21 protein-coding genes are annotated in these 21,114 nt (G+C 66.3%); 8 read left to right on the plus strand and 13 right to left on the minus strand.

Annotated features, from left to right (window positions below; translation table 11 throughout):
- Positions 1-38 precede the first annotated feature (38 nt).
- The 3 genes from AB0H61_RS16410 to bluB all read left to right on the plus strand — a co-directional run bounded on the left by AB0H61_RS16410 (position 39) and on the right by bluB (position 3,664).
- The gene (locus AB0H61_RS16410) at positions 39-1,508 is read left to right on the plus strand and encodes a fatty acid desaturase (RefSeq protein WP_357304634.1); all 1,470 of its coding nucleotides are present in this window, start codon (positions 39-41) and stop codon (positions 1,506-1,508) included.
- Positions 1,509-1,640: 132 nt separating this feature from the next.
- Positions 1,641-2,930, plus strand: coding sequence for a fatty acid desaturase (locus AB0H61_RS16415; RefSeq protein WP_357304637.1), 1,290 nt, complete (start codon positions 1,641-1,643; stop codon positions 2,928-2,930).
- A gap of 98 nt (positions 2,931-3,028) precedes the next feature.
- Positions 3,029-3,664 (plus strand): 5,6-dimethylbenzimidazole synthase, encoded by a 636-nt coding sequence (gene bluB, locus AB0H61_RS16420; protein WP_357304640.1) that lies wholly within the window; start codon positions 3,029-3,031, stop codon positions 3,662-3,664.
- Positions 3,665-3,675: 11 nt separating this feature from the next.
- Here bluB and AB0H61_RS16425 read toward each other — a convergent pair whose 3' ends face one another.
- Positions 3,676-4,968, minus strand: a complete 1,293-nt coding sequence (locus AB0H61_RS16425; protein WP_357304643.1) for an acetyl-CoA C-acyltransferase — start codon at positions 4,966-4,968, stop codon at positions 3,676-3,678.
- A gap of 384 nt (positions 4,969-5,352) precedes the next feature.
- Here AB0H61_RS16425 and AB0H61_RS16430 point away from each other — a divergent pair, with 384 nt between their 5' ends.
- From AB0H61_RS16430 to AB0H61_RS16445, 4 genes are read left to right on the plus strand one after another with little or no spacing between them, the layout of a single operon-like run.
- Positions 5,353-6,042 (plus strand): helix-turn-helix transcriptional regulator, encoded by a 690-nt coding sequence (locus AB0H61_RS16430; RefSeq protein ID WP_357304646.1) that lies wholly within the window; start codon positions 5,353-5,355, stop codon positions 6,040-6,042.
- 14 nt (positions 6,043-6,056) lie between these two features.
- Positions 6,057-6,482 carry a hypothetical protein gene (locus AB0H61_RS16435; RefSeq protein WP_357304649.1) on the plus strand — a complete coding sequence of 142 codons (426 nt, stop codon included), beginning with the start codon at positions 6,057-6,059 and terminating at the stop codon, positions 6,480-6,482.
- 55 nt (positions 6,483-6,537) lie between these two features.
- A complete protein-coding gene (locus AB0H61_RS16440; RefSeq protein WP_357304652.1) occupies positions 6,538-7,065 on the plus strand; it encodes an ImmA/IrrE family metallo-endopeptidase in 528 nt (175 codons plus the stop codon).
- Positions 7,062-8,252, plus strand: a complete 1,191-nt coding sequence (locus AB0H61_RS16445; RefSeq protein WP_357304655.1) for an MAB_1171c family putative transporter — start codon at positions 7,062-7,064, stop codon at positions 8,250-8,252. Before AB0H61_RS16440 ends, AB0H61_RS16445 begins: the two co-directional genes overlap by 4 nt.
- Here the strand turns inward: AB0H61_RS16445 and raiA are convergent.
- The 6 genes from raiA to AB0H61_RS16475 form a co-directional block, all read right to left on the minus strand.
- The gene (gene raiA / locus AB0H61_RS16450; RefSeq protein WP_357304657.1) at positions 8,228-8,953 is read right to left on the minus strand and encodes a ribosome-associated translation inhibitor RaiA; all 726 of its coding nucleotides are present in this window, start codon (positions 8,951-8,953) and stop codon (positions 8,228-8,230) included. The genes AB0H61_RS16445 and raiA overlap by 25 nt on opposite strands.
- Before the next feature lie 261 nt (positions 8,954-9,214).
- Positions 9,215-9,859 carry a ComF family protein gene (locus AB0H61_RS16455; RefSeq protein WP_357304660.1) on the minus strand — a complete coding sequence of 215 codons (645 nt, stop codon included), beginning with the start codon at positions 9,857-9,859 and terminating at the stop codon, positions 9,215-9,217.
- Between the two features lie 154 nt (positions 9,860-10,013).
- The gene (gene lpqB, locus AB0H61_RS16460) at positions 10,014-11,822 is read right to left on the minus strand and encodes an MtrAB system accessory lipoprotein LpqB (RefSeq protein ID WP_357304663.1); all 1,809 of its coding nucleotides are present in this window, start codon (positions 11,820-11,822) and stop codon (positions 10,014-10,016) included.
- The gene (mtrB, locus tag AB0H61_RS16465; RefSeq protein WP_357305191.1) at positions 11,819-13,663 is read right to left on the minus strand and encodes an MtrAB system histidine kinase MtrB; all 1,845 of its coding nucleotides are present in this window, start codon (positions 13,661-13,663) and stop codon (positions 11,819-11,821) included. Before mtrB ends, lpqB begins: the two co-directional genes overlap by 4 nt.
- Before the next feature lie 101 nt (positions 13,664-13,764).
- Complete coding sequence (gene mtrA / locus AB0H61_RS16470) at positions 13,765-14,451, minus strand: MtrAB system response regulator MtrA (RefSeq protein ID WP_355004330.1); 687 nt, start codon at positions 14,449-14,451, stop codon at positions 13,765-13,767.
- 69 nt (positions 14,452-14,520) lie between these two features.
- The gene (locus tag AB0H61_RS16475; RefSeq protein WP_357304666.1) at positions 14,521-15,168 is read right to left on the minus strand and encodes a dTMP kinase; all 648 of its coding nucleotides are present in this window, start codon (positions 15,166-15,168) and stop codon (positions 14,521-14,523) included.
- Positions 15,169-15,343: 175 nt separating this feature from the next.
- Between AB0H61_RS16475 and AB0H61_RS16480 the strand changes: the two genes are divergently transcribed.
- Entirely contained in the window at positions 15,344-15,583 is a 240-nt protein-coding gene (locus tag AB0H61_RS16480) for a hypothetical protein (protein WP_357304669.1), read from the plus strand.
- 75 nt (positions 15,584-15,658) lie between these two features.
- On the opposite strand, the gene ahcY is transcribed toward AB0H61_RS16480, so the two are convergent.
- The 6 genes from ahcY to AB0H61_RS16510 form a co-directional block, all read right to left on the minus strand.
- On the minus strand, positions 15,659-17,143 hold the full coding sequence (gene ahcY, locus AB0H61_RS16485) for an adenosylhomocysteinase (RefSeq protein WP_357304672.1): 1,485 nt from the start codon (positions 17,141-17,143) through the stop codon (positions 15,659-15,661).
- A gap of 124 nt (positions 17,144-17,267) precedes the next feature.
- On the minus strand, positions 17,268-18,362 hold the full coding sequence (locus tag AB0H61_RS16490) for an alkane 1-monooxygenase (protein WP_357304675.1): 1,095 nt from the start codon (positions 18,360-18,362) through the stop codon (positions 17,268-17,270).
- A 282-nt stretch (positions 18,363-18,644) separates the two neighbouring features.
- On the minus strand, positions 18,645-19,265 hold the full coding sequence (locus tag AB0H61_RS16495; protein ID WP_357304678.1) for a TetR family transcriptional regulator: 621 nt from the start codon (positions 19,263-19,265) through the stop codon (positions 18,645-18,647).
- Positions 19,266-19,305: 40 nt separating this feature from the next.
- Positions 19,306-19,515: a rubredoxin gene (locus AB0H61_RS16500; RefSeq protein ID WP_357305194.1), complete on the minus strand. Its 210-nt coding sequence runs from the start codon at positions 19,513-19,515 to the stop codon at positions 19,306-19,308.
- Positions 19,516-19,538: 23 nt separating this feature from the next.
- Complete coding sequence (locus AB0H61_RS16505; RefSeq protein WP_357304681.1) at positions 19,539-19,712, minus strand: rubredoxin; 174 nt, start codon at positions 19,710-19,712, stop codon at positions 19,539-19,541.
- Positions 19,713-19,714: 2 nt separating this feature from the next.
- Positions 19,715-20,953, minus strand: coding sequence for an alkane 1-monooxygenase (locus tag AB0H61_RS16510; RefSeq protein ID WP_357304683.1), 1,239 nt, complete (start codon positions 20,951-20,953; stop codon positions 19,715-19,717).
- Between the last annotated feature and the right edge of the window lie 161 nt (positions 20,954-21,114).

The raw sequence follows: 21,114 nt of genomic DNA on the forward strand, positions 1-21,114 counted from the left end.
GTACCCTCGGGGTAGTTCAAGCCGAAGAAGGGACTCCGGTGGCCATCACCGACATCAAGGCGTTCGCCCACCTCACGGCCGCCGACATCGAGACCCTCGGGCAGGAGCTGGACTCCATCCGGCGATCGGTCGAGCTGTCGCGCGGCGAGCGGGACGCCAAGTACATCCGTCGCACCATCGCCGCCCAGCGCGGACTCGAGGTCGCGGCCAGGGCGATCCTGTTCGGCAGCCGCAACCGCTGGGCCTGGCTGACCGGTACCGCACTGCTCTCGGTCGCCAAGATCATCGAGAATATGGAGCTCGGGCACAACATCAGCCACGGGCAGTGGGACTGGATGAACGATCCGGAGATCCACTCCAGCACCTGGGAGTGGGACCAGACGGGTCCGTCCTCGCAGTGGCGGCGGGCGCACAACTACTCGCACCACACCTATACCAATGTCCTCGGCAAGGATGAGGACCTCGGCTTCGGCATCCTGCGGATGACCCGCGACGAGCAGTGGCGGCCGATCCATCTGGTGCAGCCCTTCGCAAACCTCGTGCTGGCCGCGAGCTTCGAGTGGGGCATCGCGCTGCACGACTGGAGCATCGAGAAGGACCTGTCGAAGACCCCGCGCTGGGAAATCATGTCCCAGCCGAATGTGGACTTCGGACGCAAGATCGCGCGTCAGGTCAGCAAGGACTTCCTGCTCTACCCCGCACTCACCGGCCCGGCGTGGAAGTCCACCCTGAAGGCGAACGCGACCGCCAATCTGGTGCGCAATCTCTGGGCCTACGCGGTCATCTTCTGCGGCCACTTCCCCGACGGCGCCGAGAAATTCACCATCGAGCAGTTGGAGGGCGAGACCAGCGGCGAGTGGTACCTGCGCCAGATGCTGGGCAGCGCCAACTTCAAGGCCGGACCCGCCATGGCGTTCATGAGCGGCAACCTCTGCTACCAGATCGAGCACCACCTCTTCCCCGACCTGCCGAGCAACCGATATGCCGAGGTCGCGGTGCGGGTGCGCGAACTCTGCGACAAGTACGACCTGCCCTACACCACCGGCTCGCTCGGCAAGCAGTATCTGCTGGCTTTCCGGACCATCCACAAGCTGGCGCTGCCGGACAAGTTCCTCAAGCGCACCGCCGACGACGCCCCCGAGACCTCCTCGGAGCGCAAGTTCGCCGGCATTACGCTGCCGAATACCGAGCGCTGGACCGAGACCTGGAACGAGACCCACTTCCTGCCGGAGAACCACCGGCTGGTGATCGACCCGGAAACCGGGCAGCGGCGCGGCCTGCGGTCGGCGCTGGCCGAGGCCAAGGTGGTGCTGCGGGAGAAGGCCAAGCACGAGAAGGAAGTGCTGCGTGAGGCGAAGCGGGCGCTGAAGGAGCGGGCCCGGCAGGAGAAGGAGCTGCTCCGCGAGGCCGGGGCCGCGCTACAGGAAAAGGCCCGCAACGAGCAGGCCACCCTGCGCCGCAAGGCCAGGCGGGAGCGGGCGCTGCGCCGCATTCGCCGTAGCCGGTGAGCGCGGTGGGGCGAGCTCGATTCGACTGCACCCTGTAGCATCCTCCTGGCGACACCACAATGGGGGATTTGCCACACAGCCGACTACGCTCCCGTAACCTACGGTCACGTAACTTACGGTACTGTAACCGCCATGGCGATCTCGGATGTCAAGGAGTACGCGCACCTCACCGAAGCCGATGTGGAGGCACTCGGCGCGGAGTTCGACGCGATCCGGCGGGAAATCGAATCCTCCCGGGGTGAGAAGGATGCGCGGTACATCCGCAATGTCATTCGGCTACAGCGCGCGCTGGAAATCAGCGGGCGCACGGTACTTTTCGCCAGTTTCCTACCTCCGGCCTGGCTGGCCGGCGTCGCCCTGCTCAGCACCGCCAAGATCATCGAGAATATGGAGATCGGGCATAACGTCATGCACGGGCAGTGGGACTGGATGAACGATCCGGAGATCCACTCCAGCTCGTGGGAATGGGATAACACCGGTCCGGCCAAGCACTGGAAGCAGACGCACAACTATCTGCACCACAAATACACCAATGTGCTCGGCATGGACGACGACATCGGCTACGGCCTGCTACGTGTCACCCGGGACCAGCGGTGGAAGCCCTTCAATATCGGCAACCCCGTCTACAACCTACTGCTGCAGCTGTTCTTCGAATACGGTGTCGCGATCCAACACCTCGAGCTGGGCAAGCTGGCGGCCGGGCGCTACAAAGAGGGCACACCGGAGCGGGCCGAGTTCGAACGCAAGCGCAGCGAAGTGCTCACCAAGATCGGTAAGCAGATCGGCAAGGACTACCTGCTCTTCCCGCTGCTGACCGGTCCCGCCTTCGTCACCACCCTGACCGCGAATATCGCCGCGAATATGGTGCGTAATGTGTGGACCAATGCCGTGATCTTCTGCGGCCACTTCCCCGACGGCGCCGAGAAGTTCACCAAGGCCGATATCGACGGCGAGACCCAGGGCCAGTGGTACCTGCGTCAGATGCTGGGCAGCGCCAACATCTCGGGCGGCCCGGTCATGCACTTCATGTCCGGAAATCTCAGCCACCAGATCGAGCACCACCTCTTCCCGGATCTGCCGAGCAACCGGTACGCCGATATCGCGGTGAAGGTGCGCGCGCTGGCCGAGAAGTACGACCTGCCCTACACCACGGGTTCGCTGCCAGTGCAGTACTTCAAGTCCTGGCGCACCATCCTCAAGCTCGCGCTGCCGAACAAGTATCTGCGCCACACCGCCGACGATGCTCCGGAGACCGCCTCGGAACGCAAATTCGGCGGTGACACCGCCCCGCGCTTCGATCCGATCACCGGCAAGCGTCGCGGTCTGCGCACGGCACTGGCCGAGGGCCGCCGCCGCTTCGCCCGCCGCGCCCAGTCCGACTCCCCTGCCTCCGAGCCGCCTCTGCCGCGCGTGAGCGCGTAAAGAGCGTTGTCGCGGGCCGGTGGCCGAGTACACGGCCGGTTCCTCGGGGACGGGACATGGTTGATCCACACCGGCTCGCTGCTGGTTGACTGAGTGGCGTGGGTGCTGACGATCTGAGTGTTTACGAGGCGATCCGGCGACGCCGCGATGTACGCGCGGAGTTCACCGGGGCGCTCGTGGACGATGCCACGCTGTGGCGGATCCTCGAGGCCGCGCACCGGGCGCCCAGCGTCGGTAATTCACAGCCATGGGATTTCGTGGTGGTGCGGGATACCGCGACGCTGCGGAAGTTCGCGGAGCATGTGGCGGATAAGCGGGTCGAGTTCCGCGATTCGCTGACGCCGGAGCGCGCCGCCACCTTCGAGCCGATCAAGATCGAAGGCATCACCGAGAGCGGCACCGGCATCGTGGTCACCTACCGGCACGATCGGGGCGGGCCCCAGGTGCTCGGCCGCGCGACCGTACCCGAAACCGGCATCTATTCGGCGGTGCTGGCGATCCAGAACCTGTGGTTGGCCGCCACCGCCGAAAGCGTCGGCGTCGGCTGGGTCTCCTTCTACGACCCGGAGTTCCTGACCGACCTCGTCGCCCTGCCCGAAGGCGTCCGGCCGGTGGCATGGCTGTGCATCGGCCCGGTCAACGAATTCCAGCAGATCCCCGACCTGGAACGCTTCGGCTGGCGGACCGGCCGCCCGCTCGCCGAAGCGATCCACTACGAGACCTTCGACGAATGACCCACGCGCCGTCAGACGCGTTCGAGCACCGCTGAGGCGCCGATGCCACCCGCGGCGCAGATACCGAGAAGAGCGGCGTTCTTACCGGTGCGGGCCAATTCGTTCGCCATGGTGGTGACCATGCGGGCGCCGGTGGCGCCGAAGGGGTGTCCGAGAGCTACCGAGCCGCCGTGCACATTGAGTTTGTCGATATCGATCTCACCCACCGCGGTATCGCGGTCCAGGCGGGTCTTGGCCCACTCGTCACTGGCCAGGGCGCTCACCACGGAGAGGGTCTGGGCGGCGAAGGCCTCGTGGATATCGACGAGATCGATATCGCCCAGCGACATTCCGGCCTTGTCGAGCGCGCGCGGCATGGAGATGGCGGGGCCGATGAGCACCTGATCGGTGGGGTCGACGCTGACGTAACTCCAGGAGCGGAAGGCGGCCAGTGGGCGGTAGCCCAACGCGTGCGCCGCTTCCTCGCTCATCAGCAGCACCGCGGACGCACCGTCGGTGAGCGGGCTCGCGTTACCCGCGGTCACCGTGCCGCCCTCGGCGAAGACCGGCTTCAGCGCGGCCAGCTTTGCCACACTGGTGTCGGCGCGGACCAGGCCGTCGCGGGCGATTTCCGCATTGTCGTCGGTGCGCACCCGAAGCACCTCGTCGTCGAAGCGCCCCGAGTCGATGGCCGCGGCGGCGCGCCGATGTGAGCGTGCCGCGAATTCGTCCTGCTCGGCGCGGCCGATCCCGTGGATGCGCGCCATCTTCTCGGCCGACTCGCCCATCACCTCGCCGGTGGTGCGCTCGGCGATCTTGGGCCGCGTCGGCAGCAGATCGGTGAAGGGCGCCAACTGCGCGGCCGCGGACAGATAGTCCTTGACCTTCGGCTTGCCGAGCGCCAGCGGCGCACCCGCGTGCACCAGCTTCTGCGGCAACTTCACCTCGGCATTACTGGTGGAGTCACTGCCGCCGGCGATCATGATGTCGTATTCGCCGCGCTCGATCGCCGCGGCCGCCGCGGTCACCGCCTGCAATCCGGACGCGCAGGCCCGGGTCACGGTGTACCCCTCACATCCCGGGTCGAGCTTCAGGTCCAAGGCGATCTCGCGGGCGATATTCGGCGCGGCGCTCGGCAGGATCACCCCGCCCCACACCATGGCCTGGACCCGCACGCCGGGCAGTCCGGTCCGCTCCAACAATCCGCGCACCGCCGCATCCGCCAGTGCGATCGAGTCCATCCGCGTGAAGTCGGTGAACGCGCGCACGAACGGCGTGCGCGCACCCGAGACGATCACGGCACGGCGAGCACCCTTGACAGCCATGCTTGTCCGCCTCTCCGAGTAATCAGCGCACTGGCGTTCCAGAACCTTACCCAAAAGTAAGTTCAGGATCCAGCCCAGACCCACCGACGCCAATCGGCCTCCCCGCACCCACCGGGCGGGGAGGCCAACTGTTCTCGGGAGGCCAACGGCCGTTTCCGGCTCAGCGATCCCCTCCTGAATCCGCTGAGCCGGCCTGCGGCGCGCCGTTGCGCAACAGGCCGGAGCGCCCGTCCCGGCGAACGCCCCTGCTCGTCCCGGAACCCCGACAAAGCCTGTGTCGGTATGCTCGGCGCGAAAGAACAGTAGCAATCTTTCTACGAATTTTTCAAACCCTTTCTATCAAGTTGTCATTCGGGACGGGGGAACCGTACGATGAAGCCCACTATGCAAAGCACGTCGGAGCTGTCGCGGCAGAAGCGCTTCGGCCGAATCATCAAGGAGCGTCGGGACGAGCTCGGTCTGACCCAGATGCAGATCGGCGATCTCGGCGGGCCCTCGGCTCCGACCATCAGGAAGATCGAGGACGGCGACGCCGCGATCAGCATCCACACCCTGAACAAACTCGACACGCCCCTGCGCTGGCGGCCGGGCAGCGCCGCACGCACCTACGCCGGCGGCTCGCCCACCGCACAGCAGATCGACGAACCCCCCGGCGACGATTCGATCGTCTCCGGACCCGATTCGATCCGCTTCGAACTCTCGGATTTGACGGCCCTGCTCGCGGCCTCCGGCCGGCTCACCGACGCCGTCGAGCGCGGCCGGGCAACGGAACCGCATGTGACGGCGGCGATCGCGGACCTCAACAATGTCGTCTCCCGGCTGTCCGCGCGCTACGCCACCGCCATGCTGGAACGCAACGGCGGACCGGGACGGGATCTGCACCCGCTGGTCGAAATGGCGTTCTCGCATCTACTCGAGATCCCAGCCGAGGCAAGCGATCCGGCCGAAGTCGAGGAACGCCGCTATCGTCGCTGGCTGGCGAGTCGCGTCACCGATATCGATGCGAGCACCGAGGCCCGATTCCGGGCCCGCTGGCTCACGGCCAACGGCGCGACGATCCGGAACGGCAGATAGTGAAGATGGTAGAGATGACCGACAAAGCGCCCGCGCGAGAGCGCCTGAAGCTCAGCCGCAAGATCAACCGACTATTCGCCACCATGCATCCGCGGTCGGCCCCGGAACGCAGCACCAGCTCGGTCGCCGAAGAGGTCAGTCGCACGCTGCGGCGCACCATCCCCACGAACCAGATCGATAAGATGCGCGACGGTGCGTTCGACGATCGCGGGGTCGAGTCGGAGGTGCTGGCCGCCATCGCCCAATGCTTCGGCGTCAAGCCCGATTACCTCACCACCACCGGAGCCTCGGCCTCGGCGATCGATCGCGAACTCGAACTACTCGCGACCATGCGCGACGCCAATGTCGCCAGCATCGCACTGCGCGGATCGGATATGGATCTGGCCCGGCTGACCGCACTGATCGACAGCACGGATCGACTTCGGCCGCCGAATCGGTAGCATCGTCACCTACATGGGGCGGGATCGTAGAACTGCCGTAGGAGATCGCAAACGAATGGCCGGTATGGACACCCGGTTCCGCGAGCTGTCGCGGAACGTACCGATACCGCACCCCTGGGACCTGACGACCTATCTCGATTCGGTGGCCGAATACCGAGGTCGCGCAATAACATTGCAGCCTGTCGATACCGCGGTGCTGGCGGGCGCGGGTTGTGGCACCGGGAGCGGGCTGTGGATCGCCAAGCACGATAGTGACGTCATCGTCTATGGCGCCGACACCACCGAATGGCATGCCGAGCACATCATCGCCCACGAACTCGGGCATATGTTGCTCGGGCACGGACCGGATCCGGCGCCCGCCGACGACTGCGCGCCGACCACCGAAACCCTGTCCGCCGTCGCCGAACTGCTGCCGTCGATCGCACCGGAATCCATTCGGCATGTGCTCGGCAGGACCGACTACGGCAACACCCGCGAGCGCGACGCCGAAACCTTCGCAGATCTGGTGATGTTGCAGGCGATGCGGCCGCCGCGCCGAGATTCGTTGCTGCATAGGACATTCTTCCGCGATCGCAGGCGGTGACATCACCGATCCCGGGGGCGATCGCGGCGCCGGTGATCGTGTTCGTCATCGCGGTGACCGTCGGTCGCTGGATTCTGCTGCACGAGAGCATGACCGACCGACTGCTCAATCGTTCGCTGGCCTGGGGCGCCGCCGCGCTGATTCTGCTGGAGAACGAAATCGCCCCCCGCTACGGCAGTCTCATGCATCAGCTGGCCATGGGCTGCATTGTGCTGGCCGTGATCGGCCTCTATGGCACCGCGCAGCTGTGGTCCGGGGCCGATCCGCGCACGGCGCGGCTGCGCCAGCGCGGCTATGACATCGTCGCGGTGGCCGCGGTCGTGGTCATCCTGATCGTCGGCACCTCCGCCCGGCAGGAGGGGCGGCTACTCGGCGCCGTACCGGACTGGCAGTCGGCGGTTGTCGGAATTGCCATGTGCCTGCCCGCGATCGCGTGTGGACGGCTGGTCTGGCGGGCCGGGATACGTGAATTCCGCGCCAGTCGGACGGTGCACGAACGACTCGTCTACGGCGGACTGTTCGCGCCCATCATCGTCGGGAGCGCCGGGTTGCCCTTCTCCGCGGCCCTGCTGAACGGGCAGATGCGCATCGATGATCCGAATCTGGTCCGCTGGGCGGCACCCAACTACGGCGCGGTCTTCCTCATCTCCGTGGTGCTGGCGGTACCGCTGGTCGAGCTGCTCGCGGTTCGTGCCGGATGGGATCGGTCGAAGCGGTATTGCCGACGGCTGCAACCACTCTGGAGCGATGTCACCGCCGCCGTGCCGGAGATCGTCTTGCACCCGGCGGGCGGACAGGGCGAACCCGACGTGCGGCTGATCCGGATGACGGTCGAAATCCGCGACGCCCTGCTGCATTTGAACAGGTACGTCCCCACGGAGGTGGTGATCCCGCGCGACATCAGCGCGAACCGGCAATACGCGATGCGGATCGCCCATGGGCTTCGGGCGAAGGTGAACGGCCGCGGCCCCACCCGGACCGTGCGTCAGGCCCGAGGATCCACACCGGTATCGCGCGATTTCGAATCCGAACTCCGTCAGCTACTGGCCCTGGCCCGGGTCTGGAGCCGTGCGCGAGCGGCGGTCGACGCCCAGCACGCGGATACCGAAAAAATCACCCGGCCGGGGTTCTCGAACCCCGGCCGGGTGGTAGCGACACTTCGCTATGCGAGCCGGATCAGGCCGTAATCGAAAGCGTGGCGACGGTAGACAACTGACGGTCGGTCGGTCTCTTTGTCTTGGAAGAGGAAGAAGTCGTGGCCGACGAGCTCCATCTGGTACAGGGCGTCATCGACGGTCATCGGGGTCGCGTTGTGCTCCTTGGTGCGCACGATATGGCCCGGTCCGGCCTCGTATTCCTCCGCGAATTCCTCGCCCTCGCGCGCCGGTGCGGCGCCGTTCGCGAGCGCGAACAATTGATCGTCGACAAGGTCGGCGGTGGCCTCGGCCACCGACACCGGAGTCTTCTCCCCGTAGTGCACGCGGCGCCGATCCTTGGTCCGGCGCAGGCGACTCTCCAGTTTCGCGGTCACCGACTCGAATGCGGCATAGAAGCTGTCCGCGCGAGCCTCGGCACGGACCACGGGTCCTTTACCACGTGCGGTGATTTCCACCCTCTGACAACTCTTACGCTGACGACGGTTGCGTTCGTGGAACAGTTCGACGTCGAAGAGAAAGATCGACGGATCGAAACGTTCGAGACGGGAGAGTTTCTCCGCGACATAGATTCGGTAGTGATCGGGCACCTCGACATTGCGGCCCTTGACCACGATGTCTGCACGATTGGCCCGCTCCCGGTCCGCTGCGGGTTGCTCTGTCGATTCCAAGGCGCCTGCATCCAGCACCGAAGGATCTGCATCTTTCACTGAAGGTCGTGAAGAAGTCGTCACGCGTACCTCCCGGATCTGGCCGCACATACCGATTCACGTGCGGCGGAATTGAGCCGTGCCGAGCTGATTCGATATCCCTCTCTCACCGGAGCCCTACGTGATCACACGGACTCGGACCCTTGGGGCCCTGTACTCACGTCGGGGAATCGGACGGCACGTAGTTGTCCGAGGCGCCACCTCCAAACTCCCGGTTCGGGTGTGTGATCGCGACGCTAGTACGCCAACGGGCAGTCCGCCAGTGTTCACGCAAATTTCCCCGAGTCAAGCAGCACACGTCACCAAAAAGGCACGTGGCGGGACACCGATTCGCCCTAGTGCGCGTACCGATTCGCATGCGGTCGCACCGGTGGTCAATACATCGTCGACCACCACTACCTCGGCGTTCGCCATGGTCGGCACGGCGGTGCCGTACCCGGGCCGCGCCATTATCCTGCCGCGCAGATTGTGCTGCCGCTCACCAGATGTCAATCCCACCGAATCGCGCACACCCCACCACACCCGCAACATCGGCATCATCTGGCAATCGGGCAGCCACCTCGCCGCGGCCCGTGCCGTACGCAGTACCGGATCCCCGCCACGCCGCCGCGCCGCGGTCCGTCTGCTCGGCGCGGGCACCAGCACCAGTGGCCGTCCGACCGCCCGCAACCGCACCAGCGCACCGGCCAGGGCGAGCCCCAGCGGTTCGGCCAGATCCCGCCGTCCGTGCTCCTTCGTCGCGAGTACGGCCCGTCGCGCGGGCCCCGAGTACGGTCCGAGCGCCCAGCACGGCACCCCCGGATCGGTACGCGGACGCACTCGCACCGGCGGCCTCATCAGCACCGCCGCGCATCCGGCACACCACCGCGTGCCCGGCGCCCCGCATCCGCCGCAGACGGCGGGCAGCAGCAAATCCAACAGTGTCTGCATCGTCCGAGTCTGCACCCGCCCACCGACAACGGCGGATCCGATATCGCCGCCTCCCGGCAGCTCCGATCGGACTCGCACCGGGCACAATTCCGTTGCGACCGAAGGATTTATGCTCGGGCCGAGGTGCCGGATGCCGAGCGCGCCGATGCGGTCGCTATCCGGGCAGAACCGGTACGGCGGTCGCACCCAGTCCGGGTACCTCGCGCCAATACGGCTCGCCGCCGTCCGGATTACCGGTCAACTCCAGCACGGCGCGAGAGTCGGCGACGTACTGATGCTCCGGGGAGACGCTGACCAATCGCACCGGGGTGGTCAGATTCCGGCCGGTCAACGGCATCAGACCGGATCCGTCGATCTGCACCGTCCGGACGGGATCCACATCGCCTTGGAAGGCGATGAAGATCGTGTCTCCACCGATCCAATTCACCGAGACCGCGGGCGTACTGACATCCACCGCCACCGGCAGGGGTGAGGTCAGCGCGTACTTGCCGTCCGGCTGCCGGGTCACCACCGCCACATACACCTTGCCGTCCGCAATCAGCACCGCCCGGACGCCTGCCCTGGAGATCCGGACCTCGGTGATCGGTAGCCGCGGCGCATTGGATCCCGCGGTCAGCCCCGAGATATCGACATCCTGGAGCGACACCGTATTGGTGGCGCGATCGTTGACCACCCGGATAACCCGCTCACCATCGATGGCGGCCCAGGCCGCGCTCCCGTCCATGGTCCAGGACGGCCTGCTGATGGTCGTGCCCTCGGCCACCGGGAACTGATTGCCGCCGTAACTGCCGACCATCAGGGTGCGTGGCGGCTCGGGCGCGGGACGCCCGGCGTCGGCGACCGCCGCCACGAACTGCCCGTCCGGGCTCAGCGACGCCGATTGCAGATTGTTGACGGCACCGAAATAACCGGGAGCCTGGGTGATTCCATCGACGCCCACCTGCACGAGCGCGCCCTCACGCAGCGCGTGCAGGCCGGTCTTGTTCTGGGCGTTCACCTCCGGACTGAACTGCTCGACGTCGGCGACCGACCAGCCGTTGGCGGCGAATCGCTCGTCCAGCGGTTTGCCGTCGGCGAGAAGCATGTACGGGCCGAGGATGTCGGCCCTGGCCAGGGTGAGGACCACCTGCGCCGCGAGCAGCTCGCGGTCGCGGGGCGCGAGTCCGGCCGCGCCGGCGAAGTCGATGCGCACGCCACCGAGGCCGACGCCGACCTCGTCCGGATCGCCGTTGGCCTTGGTGATCGGGCCGCGTAATGCCACGGGCGCGGCCAGCCCATTGCGCACCACGCGGGCCAACGCCGGCTGGCTGCCCTCACCCAGCAGACTCAGCAGCCGCTGGGTCAGCTGATTCTTGGCCGAGGAGATCCAGCGCAGGTCGGGGATGAGGGCGTTGCCGGTCGGGTTGACGAAGTACAGCACATTGCGCCGGTAGGACTTGGCGAACGCGGTCTTGTCCATCACGACACCGTCGGGCAAATCGTCGATGCGCCACTCACCGTCGACCTTGCTCATCTCGATCTTGTACTCGAGCGGGGGTCCCTCGATGGCCCGGTACGCGCCGTCGGGCGCGAGTTCGGCGACCTTCTGCGCCCGGATCCGGTAGGTGGACGTATCAGCGGACCGCGACTCGAGCAGCGTATCCGGCCGATCCACGATCACGGTGCCGGTAGTGTCGTCCCATTGGGCCGCCGCGGACTGGGTCATGTACTGCCGGGCGGCCAGATGCCGATTCGACGGGTCGGCGGTGGCTTGCAGAAAATCGCGCAGCAGCAGGCCAGGATCACGCCCCTTGGCGGGCGGCAGCGGCCCCTCCGCGGCGGGTTCCCGGTTGATGGTGCCGAGGGCCTGCGGCGCGGATGACTCCGGCAGGCTCGCACACCCGGTGAACAGCGTCATAGCCAGCACGACAGCGCCCAGCGCGGTCGTGCGCGACAGCCGGGTCGACCTGGGACGCACACTCATGACTGTACGTCCCCGGGGTCGGCACCCGTATCACCACTATGGGCGGGATCGGGCGATCGGGTGGCATCGGTTCGATCCGACGTCACACCGTTGCCGCCGACGCCCGCGGACGGTGTGCGGGCGGCCGCACCGGTATCCGCGTCGGCGCCGACGGCCGCATCCGCGGTCGGCGCACCGCCCTTCGCGGACGATATGCCGTTCGCGAAGGCCTCGGCCTTGTGGAACGGAATCGTCGGCACGTCCGTGATATCGCTCGGCTCCGGCTCCACCGCGCGCGGCGGCTTACGCAGCATGGGCTCCAGCGGCAGCGGACTCGCGCCCAGCTTCTTGCCGCGCACCAGCGGCAGCGTCAACCGGAAGCTGGCGCCGAGACCGACCTCGCCCCAGGCCTCCAGCCTGCCCTCGTGCAGGTTGGCGTCCTCGACGCTGATGGACAGACCGAGCCCGGTGCCGCCGGAGCGGCGCATACGGGACGGGTCCGAACGCCAGAAGCGATTGAAGACCAACTTCTCCTCACCCGGCCGCAACCCGACACCTTGATCGCGCACCACCACCGCGACCGCGTTGGCGTCGGCATCGCCGCGCATCCGGATCAGCACGGGTTTGCCCTCGCTGTGATCGATGGCGTTGGCGAGCAGGTTGCGCAGCACCCGCTCCACCCGCCGCGGATCGACATCCGCGACCAGCGGTTCCTCCGGCAGGTCGATGACCACCTCGACACCGGCGTCCTTGGCCAGGTGCCGCACCGTGGAGATGGCCGCCCTGGCGCACATCCGCACGTCCAGCGATTCCACCTGGAGCTCGGCCACGCCCGCGTCATGCCGGCTGATCTCGAGCAGATCGTTGAGCAGACCTTCGAACCGGTCCAGCTCGGTGACGAGCAGTTCGGCGCTGCGGGCCAGCGCGGGATCGAGATCGTCGCTGCTGCCGTGGATCAGGTCGGCGGCCATCCGCACCGTGGTCAGCGGCGTACGCAACTCATGGCTGACATCGGAGGTGAAGCGGCGTTGCAGATTGCCGAACTCCTCCAACTGGGTGATCTGGTTCGACAGACTTTCGGCCATCTCGTTGAAGGCTTGGGCCAGCCGCGCCATATCGTCCTCGCCGCGCACCAGCATGCGTTCTTTGAGCCTGCCGTCGGCGAAGCGGCTGGCGATCCGCGCCGCGGACCGGATCGGCAGCACGACCTGCCGGGTGACCAGCGCGGTGATCGCGGCCAGCAGTACGAGCAGCACCAGCCCGCCGATCATCATGGTGCCGCGCATCAGCGCGAGGCTGCGTTCCTCGTTGGCCAGCGGGAACACCAGGTAGATCTCCAGTGTGGGGATCTCCGCGCTCGGGCTGCCGATGATCAACGCGCGACCGTGATAGCCGTCCGGATCCGACACCGTGGCGAACTGGTAGCTGACCTGATTGCGCTGCACGAACCGGCGCAGCTCCTCGGGGACCTCGGCGACCGGGCCGACCGAGATCTGCTGCTGCGGGGTGCCGCCGACGATGGTCAGCGCGGAGTCGAAACTGCCCGCGACACCACTGGATTGGCCGGTGCCGCCTCGGTTGGACAGCGCATTGCGCGCGTCGGCGAGACGCTGCTGCTGGGTGCCGATGTCGTGCACGCCTGCCAGCTGGCTCTCCACCGTATTGCGGGCGCGATCCATCTCCTCGACCGCCGCGTTGATCTTCGCGTCCAGCAGCCGATCGGTGATCTGACTCGTCAGCACCACCCCGAGGATGGTGATGACGATCAGTGACAGGGTCAGCGTGGAGACGATGACGCGCAATTGCAGCGAGCGCCGCCAGACATGACCCAGCGCGGTGCCGGCCTCCTTGAACCAGGCCACCACCGGCGCCAACGTTTTTTCGATACGACGACCGATCCGACGTGGTGCGCGAGATCGGTCGGACTCCCCCCGCGCGCCCGTCGGACGCTCCTCGCTATCGATCACGGGGGTCCAGCCTTGTACCCGACCCCACGGACGGTCAGCACGATCTCAGGGTTCTCGGGATCCTTCTCCACCTTGGCGCGCAGTCGCTGCACGTGCACGTTGACCAGGCGGGTGTCGGCCGCGTGCCGGTAACCCCAGACCTGCTCGAGCAGCACCTCGCGGGTGAAGACCTGGCGTGGTTTACGGGCCAGGGCCACCAGCAGGTCGAACTCCAGCGGAGTCAGCGAGATCTGCGCGCCGCCGCGGCTCACCTTGTGCGCGGGCACATCGATGACGATATCCGCGATGGACAGCAGCTCGGCGGGTTCCTCCTCGGTGCGGCGCAGGCGTGCCCGCACCCGGGCGACGAGCTCCTTCGGCTTGAATGGCTTGACGATGTAATCGTCGGCGCCGGATTCCAGACCGAGCACGACGTCGACCGTATCGGTCTTCGCCGTGAGCATCACGATCGGAACCCCGGAATCGGCCCGCAGCACCCGGCATACATCGATGCCGTTCATGCCGGGCAACATCAGGTCCAGCAACACAAGATCGGGGCGGATCTCGCGAACCGCCGCCAGGGCCTGCGTGCCGTCGCCGACCACATGCGGGTCGAACCCTTCCCCGCGCAAGACGATCGTGAGCATCTCAGCGAGCGCCATATCGTCGTCGACGACCAGAATCTTCGGCTTCATAATTACTATGTTGTCATCTCCCAGGCCAGGATCGGGCCGCCACGCCATTAATGCTGCGAACCCGCCGCACATCCAACCTTATCGGGCAACAATTTCAGCTAAACGCGCGGCCAGCGATGCCGGATCGTCACCGGATCGGAATATCCACCACGGCCCTCGCCAGTCCCGTTCGGCGAGCTCACGGTACACCGCCGCGGTTCGATCCTGTAGTCCGCCATCGCGTTCGTAGGCATCGAGTGCGCGGCTCGCGTCCAACTCGCCCCTGCGGCGCGCCCGTTCGGCCGCGAGCTCGGTGGGCACGTCCAGCAACACCTGTAGCGCGGGCACCGGCAGCGCGAACCTGTCGAACTCCAATTCGCCCACCCAGGTGACGATTTCGCCGTCGGCGGACTGGTGCAGCCGAGCCGCGTTGTAGGCGGCGTTGGAGGCGACGTAGCGGTCCAGGATGACGATGTCGTTGTCCGCCAGGAGCTTCGACAACTCGTCGCGCGCGTCGGCGCGATCGAGGGCGAACAGCAACGCCATAGCGTACACCGAATCCGCGACATCACCGTGCTGCCCGTGCAGCGCCTCGGAGGCGAGATCGGCATGGGCCGAACGCCCATAGCGCGGGAAAGCGAGCGTGACCGCCCGCACTCCCCGCGCCGCGAGCGCGGTGACGAGGGCGTCGGTCAGCGTCCGTTTCCCGGCGCCGTCGAGTCCTTCGACAGCCATCAGTACACCCATGGCCAGCAGGGTACTCGCCTCGCAAGGGGGCCTGACGCACCGGCGGATCGACCGGGACGCGAACGGATTCCGCGCGGGGTGCCCCCGGATTCCGTGGCTGGCGACGACAACGACCCCACTGACAGAATCGTGCGCTGCCACGTAGTACGCGGGGCACGGACAACAGGAGAACTTCATGAGCACAGTCGGCACCCTGCGAGCAGTCGCCGCCGCGATCGTCCTCGGTACCGCCCTGACCTGCGGAACAGCAACCGCTGCACCGCTGGCACTCGAGCCGATGGCCCCCGTCGCCAATGCACCCGTCGCCAACGACGGTCTCAACAGCGGAAGCGGAACGGGAAGCGCAAAAGGCACGTTGGACTTGCTGTTGTCCATCATGCGCGGCTGCACCCCTGGCACGGTGTGCCCGCGCTAGCGGCGCTCGACCGCATCCCGCGAAGTCCGGTGGCCCGTCGACAGCCGAGTCGACGGGCCACCGGCCGGTCAGTGCTCAGTACCGGTAGTGCTCCGGCTTATACGGACCCTCGACGTCGACGCCGATGTATTCGGCCTGATCCTTGGTGAGCTTGGTCAGCTCGCCGCCGAGCGCCTCGACATGGATCCTGGCGACCTTCTCGTCCAGATGCTTGGGCAGCCGGTAGACCTCGTTGTCGTACTCGTCCGGCTTGGTCCACAGTTCGATCTGGGCGATCACCTGGTTGGAGAAGCTGTTCGACATCACGAACGACGGGTGGCCGGTGGCGTTGCCCAGGTTCAGCAGACGACCTTCCGACAGCACGATGATCGACTTGCCCGACTCCTTGAACGTCCACAGGTCCACCTGCGGCTTGATGTTCAATTTGGTTGCGCCCGAACGCTCCAGCGCCGCCATGTCGATCTCGTTGTCGAAGTGGCCGATATTGCCGAGGATGGCCTGGTCCTTCATCGCCTTCATGTGATCGAGGGTGATGATGTCCTTGTTGCCGGTCGAGGTGATCACGATATCGGCGTTCGCGATCGCCTTCTCGACGGTGACGACGTCATAGCCGTCCATCAGCGCCTGCAACGCGTTGATCGGATCGATCTCGGTGACCTGCACCCGGGCACCCTGTCCCGCAAGCGATTCCGCGCAACCCTTGCCGACATCGCCGTAGCCGCAGATCAATACCTTCTTGCCGCCGATGAGCACATCGGTGCCGCGGTTGATGCCGTCGATCAGCGAGTGGCGGGTGCCGTACTTGTTGTCGAACTTGGACTTGGTGACCGAGTCGTTCACATTGATCGCCGGGAACACCAGCTCGCCCGCGGCGGCGAACTGGTACAGCCGCAGCACGCCGGTGGTGGTCTCCTCGGTGACGCCCCGCACCGATTCCGCGATGGCGCCCCACTTGCCCTTATCGGTCTCGAAGCGCTCGCGCAGCAGATTCAGGAAGACCTTGTACTCGGCCGAGTGATCCTCGTCCTCCGGCGGCACCACGCCGGCCTTTTCGAACTGCGCGCCGCGCAGCACGAGCATGGTCGCGTCACCGCCGTCGTCCAGGATCATATTGGCGGGCTCGTTCGGCCAGGTGAGCATCTGCTCGGCGGCCCACCAGTACTCCTCCAGCGTCTCGCCTTTCCAGGCGAAAACCGGGGTGCCCTTGGGCTCGTCGATGGTGCCGTGCGGACCGACGACGACCGCAGCCGCGGCGTGGTCCTGGGTGGAGAAGATGTTGCACGAGGCCCAGCGCACCTGCGCGCCGAGCGCGACGAGGGTCTCGATCAGCACGGCGGTCTGCACCGTCATGTGCAGCGAACCGGAGATGCGCGCGCCCTGCAACGGCAGCACCTCGGCGTATTCGCGGCGCAGGGACATCAGGCCGGGCATCTCGTGCTCGGCGAGCCGGATCTCCTTGCGGCCGAACTCGGCGAGCGAGAGGTCCGCCACCTTGTAGTCGATGCCGTTGCGGACATCGGCGGTCAGGGACGTTCGTGCGGGAAGTTCTGAGGTCGTCATCAGCCTCTCCTGGTCGACAGTACCGAGCCAAGGCTAGTCGCGATCGGCGACGACGGGCCAGGCGGTGTCTCGCCCGCGCTCGGCGAGCGCGGGCCATGGGTGGACTTTCGTCCGGCCGCGCCCGTCAGGCGGCTGCCTCGCCCCCGTTGTCGGCGGCCAGCCCGTAGGACGCGAGCATTCGGCGGCGCTTGCGTGGCTGGATATTCGCCCGGCTGATATCACCGTCGTAATGGTCCAGGACCCGCTGATCCATGACCGCGCGCCACAACGGCGGGATGGCCGCGAACACGATCATGCTGGCGTATCCGGCGGGCAGTTGCGGCGCCTGCATAGAGCTGCGCAGGGTCTGGTAGCGGCGTCCCGGATTGGCGTGATGGTCGCTGTGCCGCTGCAGATGGAACAGGAAGATGTTGGTGACCAATCGGTCGCTGTTCCAGCTGTCGCGGGCCGAGCAGCGCCGATAGAGCCCGTTCGGGCGCCGCTCCCGCAGCAGCCCGTAGTGCTCGACGTAGTTGACCGTCTCCAGCAGCGATGCGCCGATGACGGCCTGGAGTAGCAGCCAGGGCAGCGCCCCGATGCCGAACACCCCGATCAGCGTGCCGAAGAGCACCAGCGTCATCGACCACGCCTGAAGGATGTGATTGTGCGGACTCCACCAGCCCTTGTCCCGGCGGGCCAGGCGTTCGCGCTCGAGCCGGACCGCCGATCGGAAGCCGCCGACCACGCTGCGCGGCAGGAACTCCCACAGCGACTCGCCGAGCCGGGCGCTGGCCGGATCCTCCGGGGTCGCCACCCGGACGTGATGGCCGCGATTGTGCTCGACGAAGAAGTGGCCGTACCCCGATTGCGCCAAGGCGATCTTGGCCAGCCAGCGCTCCAGGTGTTCGACCCGGTGACCGAGCTCGTGCGCGGCGTTGATGCCGATACCGCTGACGAAGCCGAGGGTGGCGGCCAGACCGAGTTTGTCGACCAGGCTCAGCTGGTCACCGGCCCACATATAGCTGGCGATGACCAGGCCGATCAGCTGGATCGGCAGGAACAGGTAGGTGCACCAGCGGTAGTAGCGATCGTTGGACAGCCGCTCGTAATCCTCGTCGCGCGGGTTGCTGCCGTCGTCGCCGACCACCCAGTCCAGCACTGGGATGGCGATCAGCACGATGATCGGGCCGATCCACCAGAACACCTCGGCACCGGTGTGCAGCACCAGCTGCGACGGCAAGAGTGCGCTGGCTGGAGCAAGCAGACCGAGTATCCATAAGTGGCGTTTGGGATCGAGTGATCCCGTCGGTTTGCCAACCGATTGCACGTTTGCCCCACTAATGTCAGAACTCCGACTTTGTTGCAGGACAATACATACAGCCTGCGGATGCGTTACACGTGGTGTAGCGAATGAAACGTGGCACCGGTTACAACCGTGCCGGTCGGTTTGTTGACACATTGCCATGTGATCAAGAACACCCCCACGTTCGCCGCTAGCGGCGAGCGATCGACAGAACCGCCGCTACGGCAGTTCCTTGGCCGCCAGAATGGCCTCCACGTAGGGTGCCAGCAACTCGCTCAGCTCGGCGGGCGCGTTGCGACCCGGCGCGGGGGGCGTGGGAATGTAGCTCAGCGCGATCCGCGCGAGCGCGTGCGCGAGAACCTCCGATTCCGAGCGGGTGGCAGCCACCCAGCTGTCCTGGAAGGCGGCCGCCAACCGGTCGGTCGCGTGTTCGAGCAGCGGCCCGGCGTCGAGCGTGATGAGGCGAAGCAGATCCAGCTTCACCTCACCCGCCAATAGCGACTGCACCAGCGGGTCGGCCCCCGCGTCCAGAAAGAAGCCGGACAGCCCCTCCCGGAACGCCGAGCGTGCATCGCCGACATTGCTATCGATCGCGGTATGCACGTGGTCGACCAGATCGTCGGCCAAGCGCAGCGCATATGCCTGCGCCAGGCCGGCCCGGGAGCCGAACTCGTTGTAGAGGGTCTGCCTACTCACCCCGGCCCGGGTCGCGACATCACCGAGGGTGATCTTGGCCCAATCCCGCTCGGTGAGCAGTTCGCGCATGGAATCCAGGACCGAGGTGCGCAGCAGAACCCGCGCCGCCTCCTGATAGGGGACCCTCGGTCCGGTGCGCGACATACCCGCGACACTGTCACGGGCGTCTGCCGCAGTCAAAATCTCACGACCGCTCGATCTCGACCATGTAGAAATCGGCCTTGGCCGCACCACAGTCGGGACAGGTCCAGTCGTCCGGGATCTCGTCCCAGCGGGTACCCGGCGCGATGCCGTCCTCCGGCCAGCCCTCGGCCTCGTCGTATTCGAAGCCGCACTGGATGCACTGGAACAGTTTGTACTCCGGCCCGACCGTCACCGGACCACCGCCCCTCATTGAATCGCTGTGCGATGCCGTGCTCATTTCGCGACTCCCATCGGTTCGAAATCGATCTTCTCCCGCACCCCGCAGTCCGGACAGCACCAGTCGTCGGGCACGCTGTCCCACGCCGTCCCGGCCGGAAAGCCCTCGTGCGGTGCGCCTTTCGACTCGTCGTAGACGTAATCGCAGACCGGGCAACGAAAAGCACTCATGACTACGCCTCCCGCACACCCGCGCCGTAGCGCGCGATCACCTTGTCGCGCTTGCCCGGATGGATATTCGCCCGGGTGATATCGCCGCCGTAGTGCGCCAGCACCCGCTTATCCATCACCCGTCGCCAGATCGGCGGGAAGTAGGCGAGCAGGATCATGCTGGCGTAGCCGCTCGGCAGGTTGGGCGCGCCGTCCCAGCTGCGCAGCGTCTGGTAGCGCCGGGTCGGGTAGGCGTGGTGATCACTGTGGCGCTGCAAGTGGTACAGGAAGATATTGGTGACGATGTGGTCGCTGTTCCAACTGTGCACCGGCGCGGGCCGCTCGTACCGGCCGGACACGGTGCGCTGGCGCACCAGACCGTAGTGCTCCAGGTAGTTGACCGCCTCCAGCAGGCTGAAGCCGACCACCGCCTGGAGGATCAGGTAAGGCAGCAGACCGATGCCGAAGACCGCGAGCAATACCGCGTACAGCACCGCCGACATCAGCCAGGCGCTGAGCACCTCGTTGCGCAGACTCCACGGCTTCTTGCCCAGGCGGTCGAGCCGGGTCTTCTCCAGTCGCAGCGACGAGGTCAGACTGCCCCATACGGTGCGCGGCCAGAAGGCCCAGAATGTCTCGCCGACACGGGAACTCGCCGGATCCTCCGGCGTCGCGACGCGCACATGATGGCCCCGGTTGTGCTCGATGTAGAAGTGGCCGTAGAAGGACTGGGCCAGAGCGATTCTCGACAGCCAACGCTCCAGATGGACCTTCTTGTGGCCCAATTCGTGCGCGGTATTGATGCCGATGCCGCCGATTATGCCGACCGTGAGCGCCAGGCCGATCTTGTCGACGATATGCAGTCCGCCGTCGATACCGAGCCAGCTCACGCTGTCCGCCGTGATCAGGTAGCAGGCCATGAGCAGCGTGGCGTACTGGAACGGCAGATAGAGGTAGGTGAGGTAGCGGTAGTACTTGTCGTTCTCCAGATACTCCATCACCTCGTCCGGCGGGTTGTCCCCGTCCGGGCCGAAGAAGATGTCGGCCAGCGGGATCAGCACATAGACCAGGATCGGGCCCAGCCAGAACGGCACCTGCGCCAGGCGGTGCCAGCCGAGTTCGTTGAACGCCCAGATCAGCGGGAGGCCGATGGTGAACAGGCCGGTCGGCGCGAAGAGCCCCCACAGCCACATATAGCGCTTGCGATCGCGCCAGGCGGGCGCCGCTATCCGGCGGCCGGACGCGTCGGTATCGGTGGACATCGTTGTCTCCATTCACAGCGGCGCGTCACAGTGTGACGCGCAATACATCCACCATGGACACTAGTCACATAGATGTCATTTGTCTATACAAAATGGTCATTTTGTAAAGTTGTGACACCTCGCGGGCGCCCGCCCCGGAATCGATACCGGGCCGAAATACA

The sequence above is a fragment of the Nocardia sp. NPDC050710 genome, assembly GCF_040654375.1.
GTDB lineage: Bacteria > Actinomycetota > Actinomycetes > Mycobacteriales > Mycobacteriaceae > Nocardia.

Excerpts from the sequence above, each read along its gene's own strand:
- AB0H61_RS16415 (WP_357304637.1), top strand. The coding sequence starts at position 1,641 with ATGGCGATCTCGGATGTCAAGGAGTACGCGCACCTCACCGAAGCCGAT.
- AB0H61_RS16425 (WP_357304643.1), bottom strand. The coding sequence starts at position 4,968 with ATGGCTGTCAAGGGTGCTCGCCGTGCCGTGATCGTCTCGGGTGCGCGC.
- AB0H61_RS16430 (WP_357304646.1), top strand. The coding sequence starts at position 5,353 with ATGCAAAGCACGTCGGAGCTGTCGCGGCAGAAGCGCTTCGGCCGAATC.
- AB0H61_RS16435 (WP_357304649.1), top strand. The coding sequence starts at position 6,057 with ATGACCGACAAAGCGCCCGCGCGAGAGCGCCTGAAGCTCAGCCGCAAG.
- AB0H61_RS16440 (WP_357304652.1), top strand. The coding sequence starts at position 6,538 with ATGGCCGGTATGGACACCCGGTTCCGCGAGCTGTCGCGGAACGTACCG.
- AB0H61_RS16455 (WP_357304660.1), bottom strand. The coding sequence starts at position 9,859 with ATGCAGACACTGTTGGATTTGCTGCTGCCCGCCGTCTGCGGCGGATGC.
- lpqB (WP_357304663.1), bottom strand. The coding sequence starts at position 11,822 with ATGAGTGTGCGTCCCAGGTCGACCCGGCTGTCGCGCACGACCGCGCTG.
- AB0H61_RS16475 (WP_357304666.1), bottom strand. The coding sequence starts at position 15,168 with ATGGGTGTACTGATGGCTGTCGAAGGACTCGACGGCGCCGGGAAACGG.
- AB0H61_RS16480 (WP_357304669.1), top strand. The coding sequence starts at position 15,344 with ATGAGCACAGTCGGCACCCTGCGAGCAGTCGCCGCCGCGATCGTCCTC.
- ahcY (WP_357304672.1), bottom strand. The coding sequence starts at position 17,143 with ATGACGACCTCAGAACTTCCCGCACGAACGTCCCTGACCGCCGATGTC.
- AB0H61_RS16495 (WP_357304678.1), bottom strand. The coding sequence starts at position 19,265 with ATGTCGCGCACCGGACCGAGGGTCCCCTATCAGGAGGCGGCGCGGGTT.
- AB0H61_RS16500 (WP_357305194.1), bottom strand. The coding sequence starts at position 19,515 with ATGAGGGGCGGTGGTCCGGTGACGGTCGGGCCGGAGTACAAACTGTTC.
- AB0H61_RS16505 (WP_357304681.1), bottom strand. The coding sequence starts at position 19,712 with ATGAGTGCTTTTCGTTGCCCGGTCTGCGATTACGTCTACGACGAGTCG.
- AB0H61_RS16510 (WP_357304683.1), bottom strand. The coding sequence starts at position 20,953 with ATGTCCACCGATACCGACGCGTCCGGCCGCCGGATAGCGGCGCCCGCC.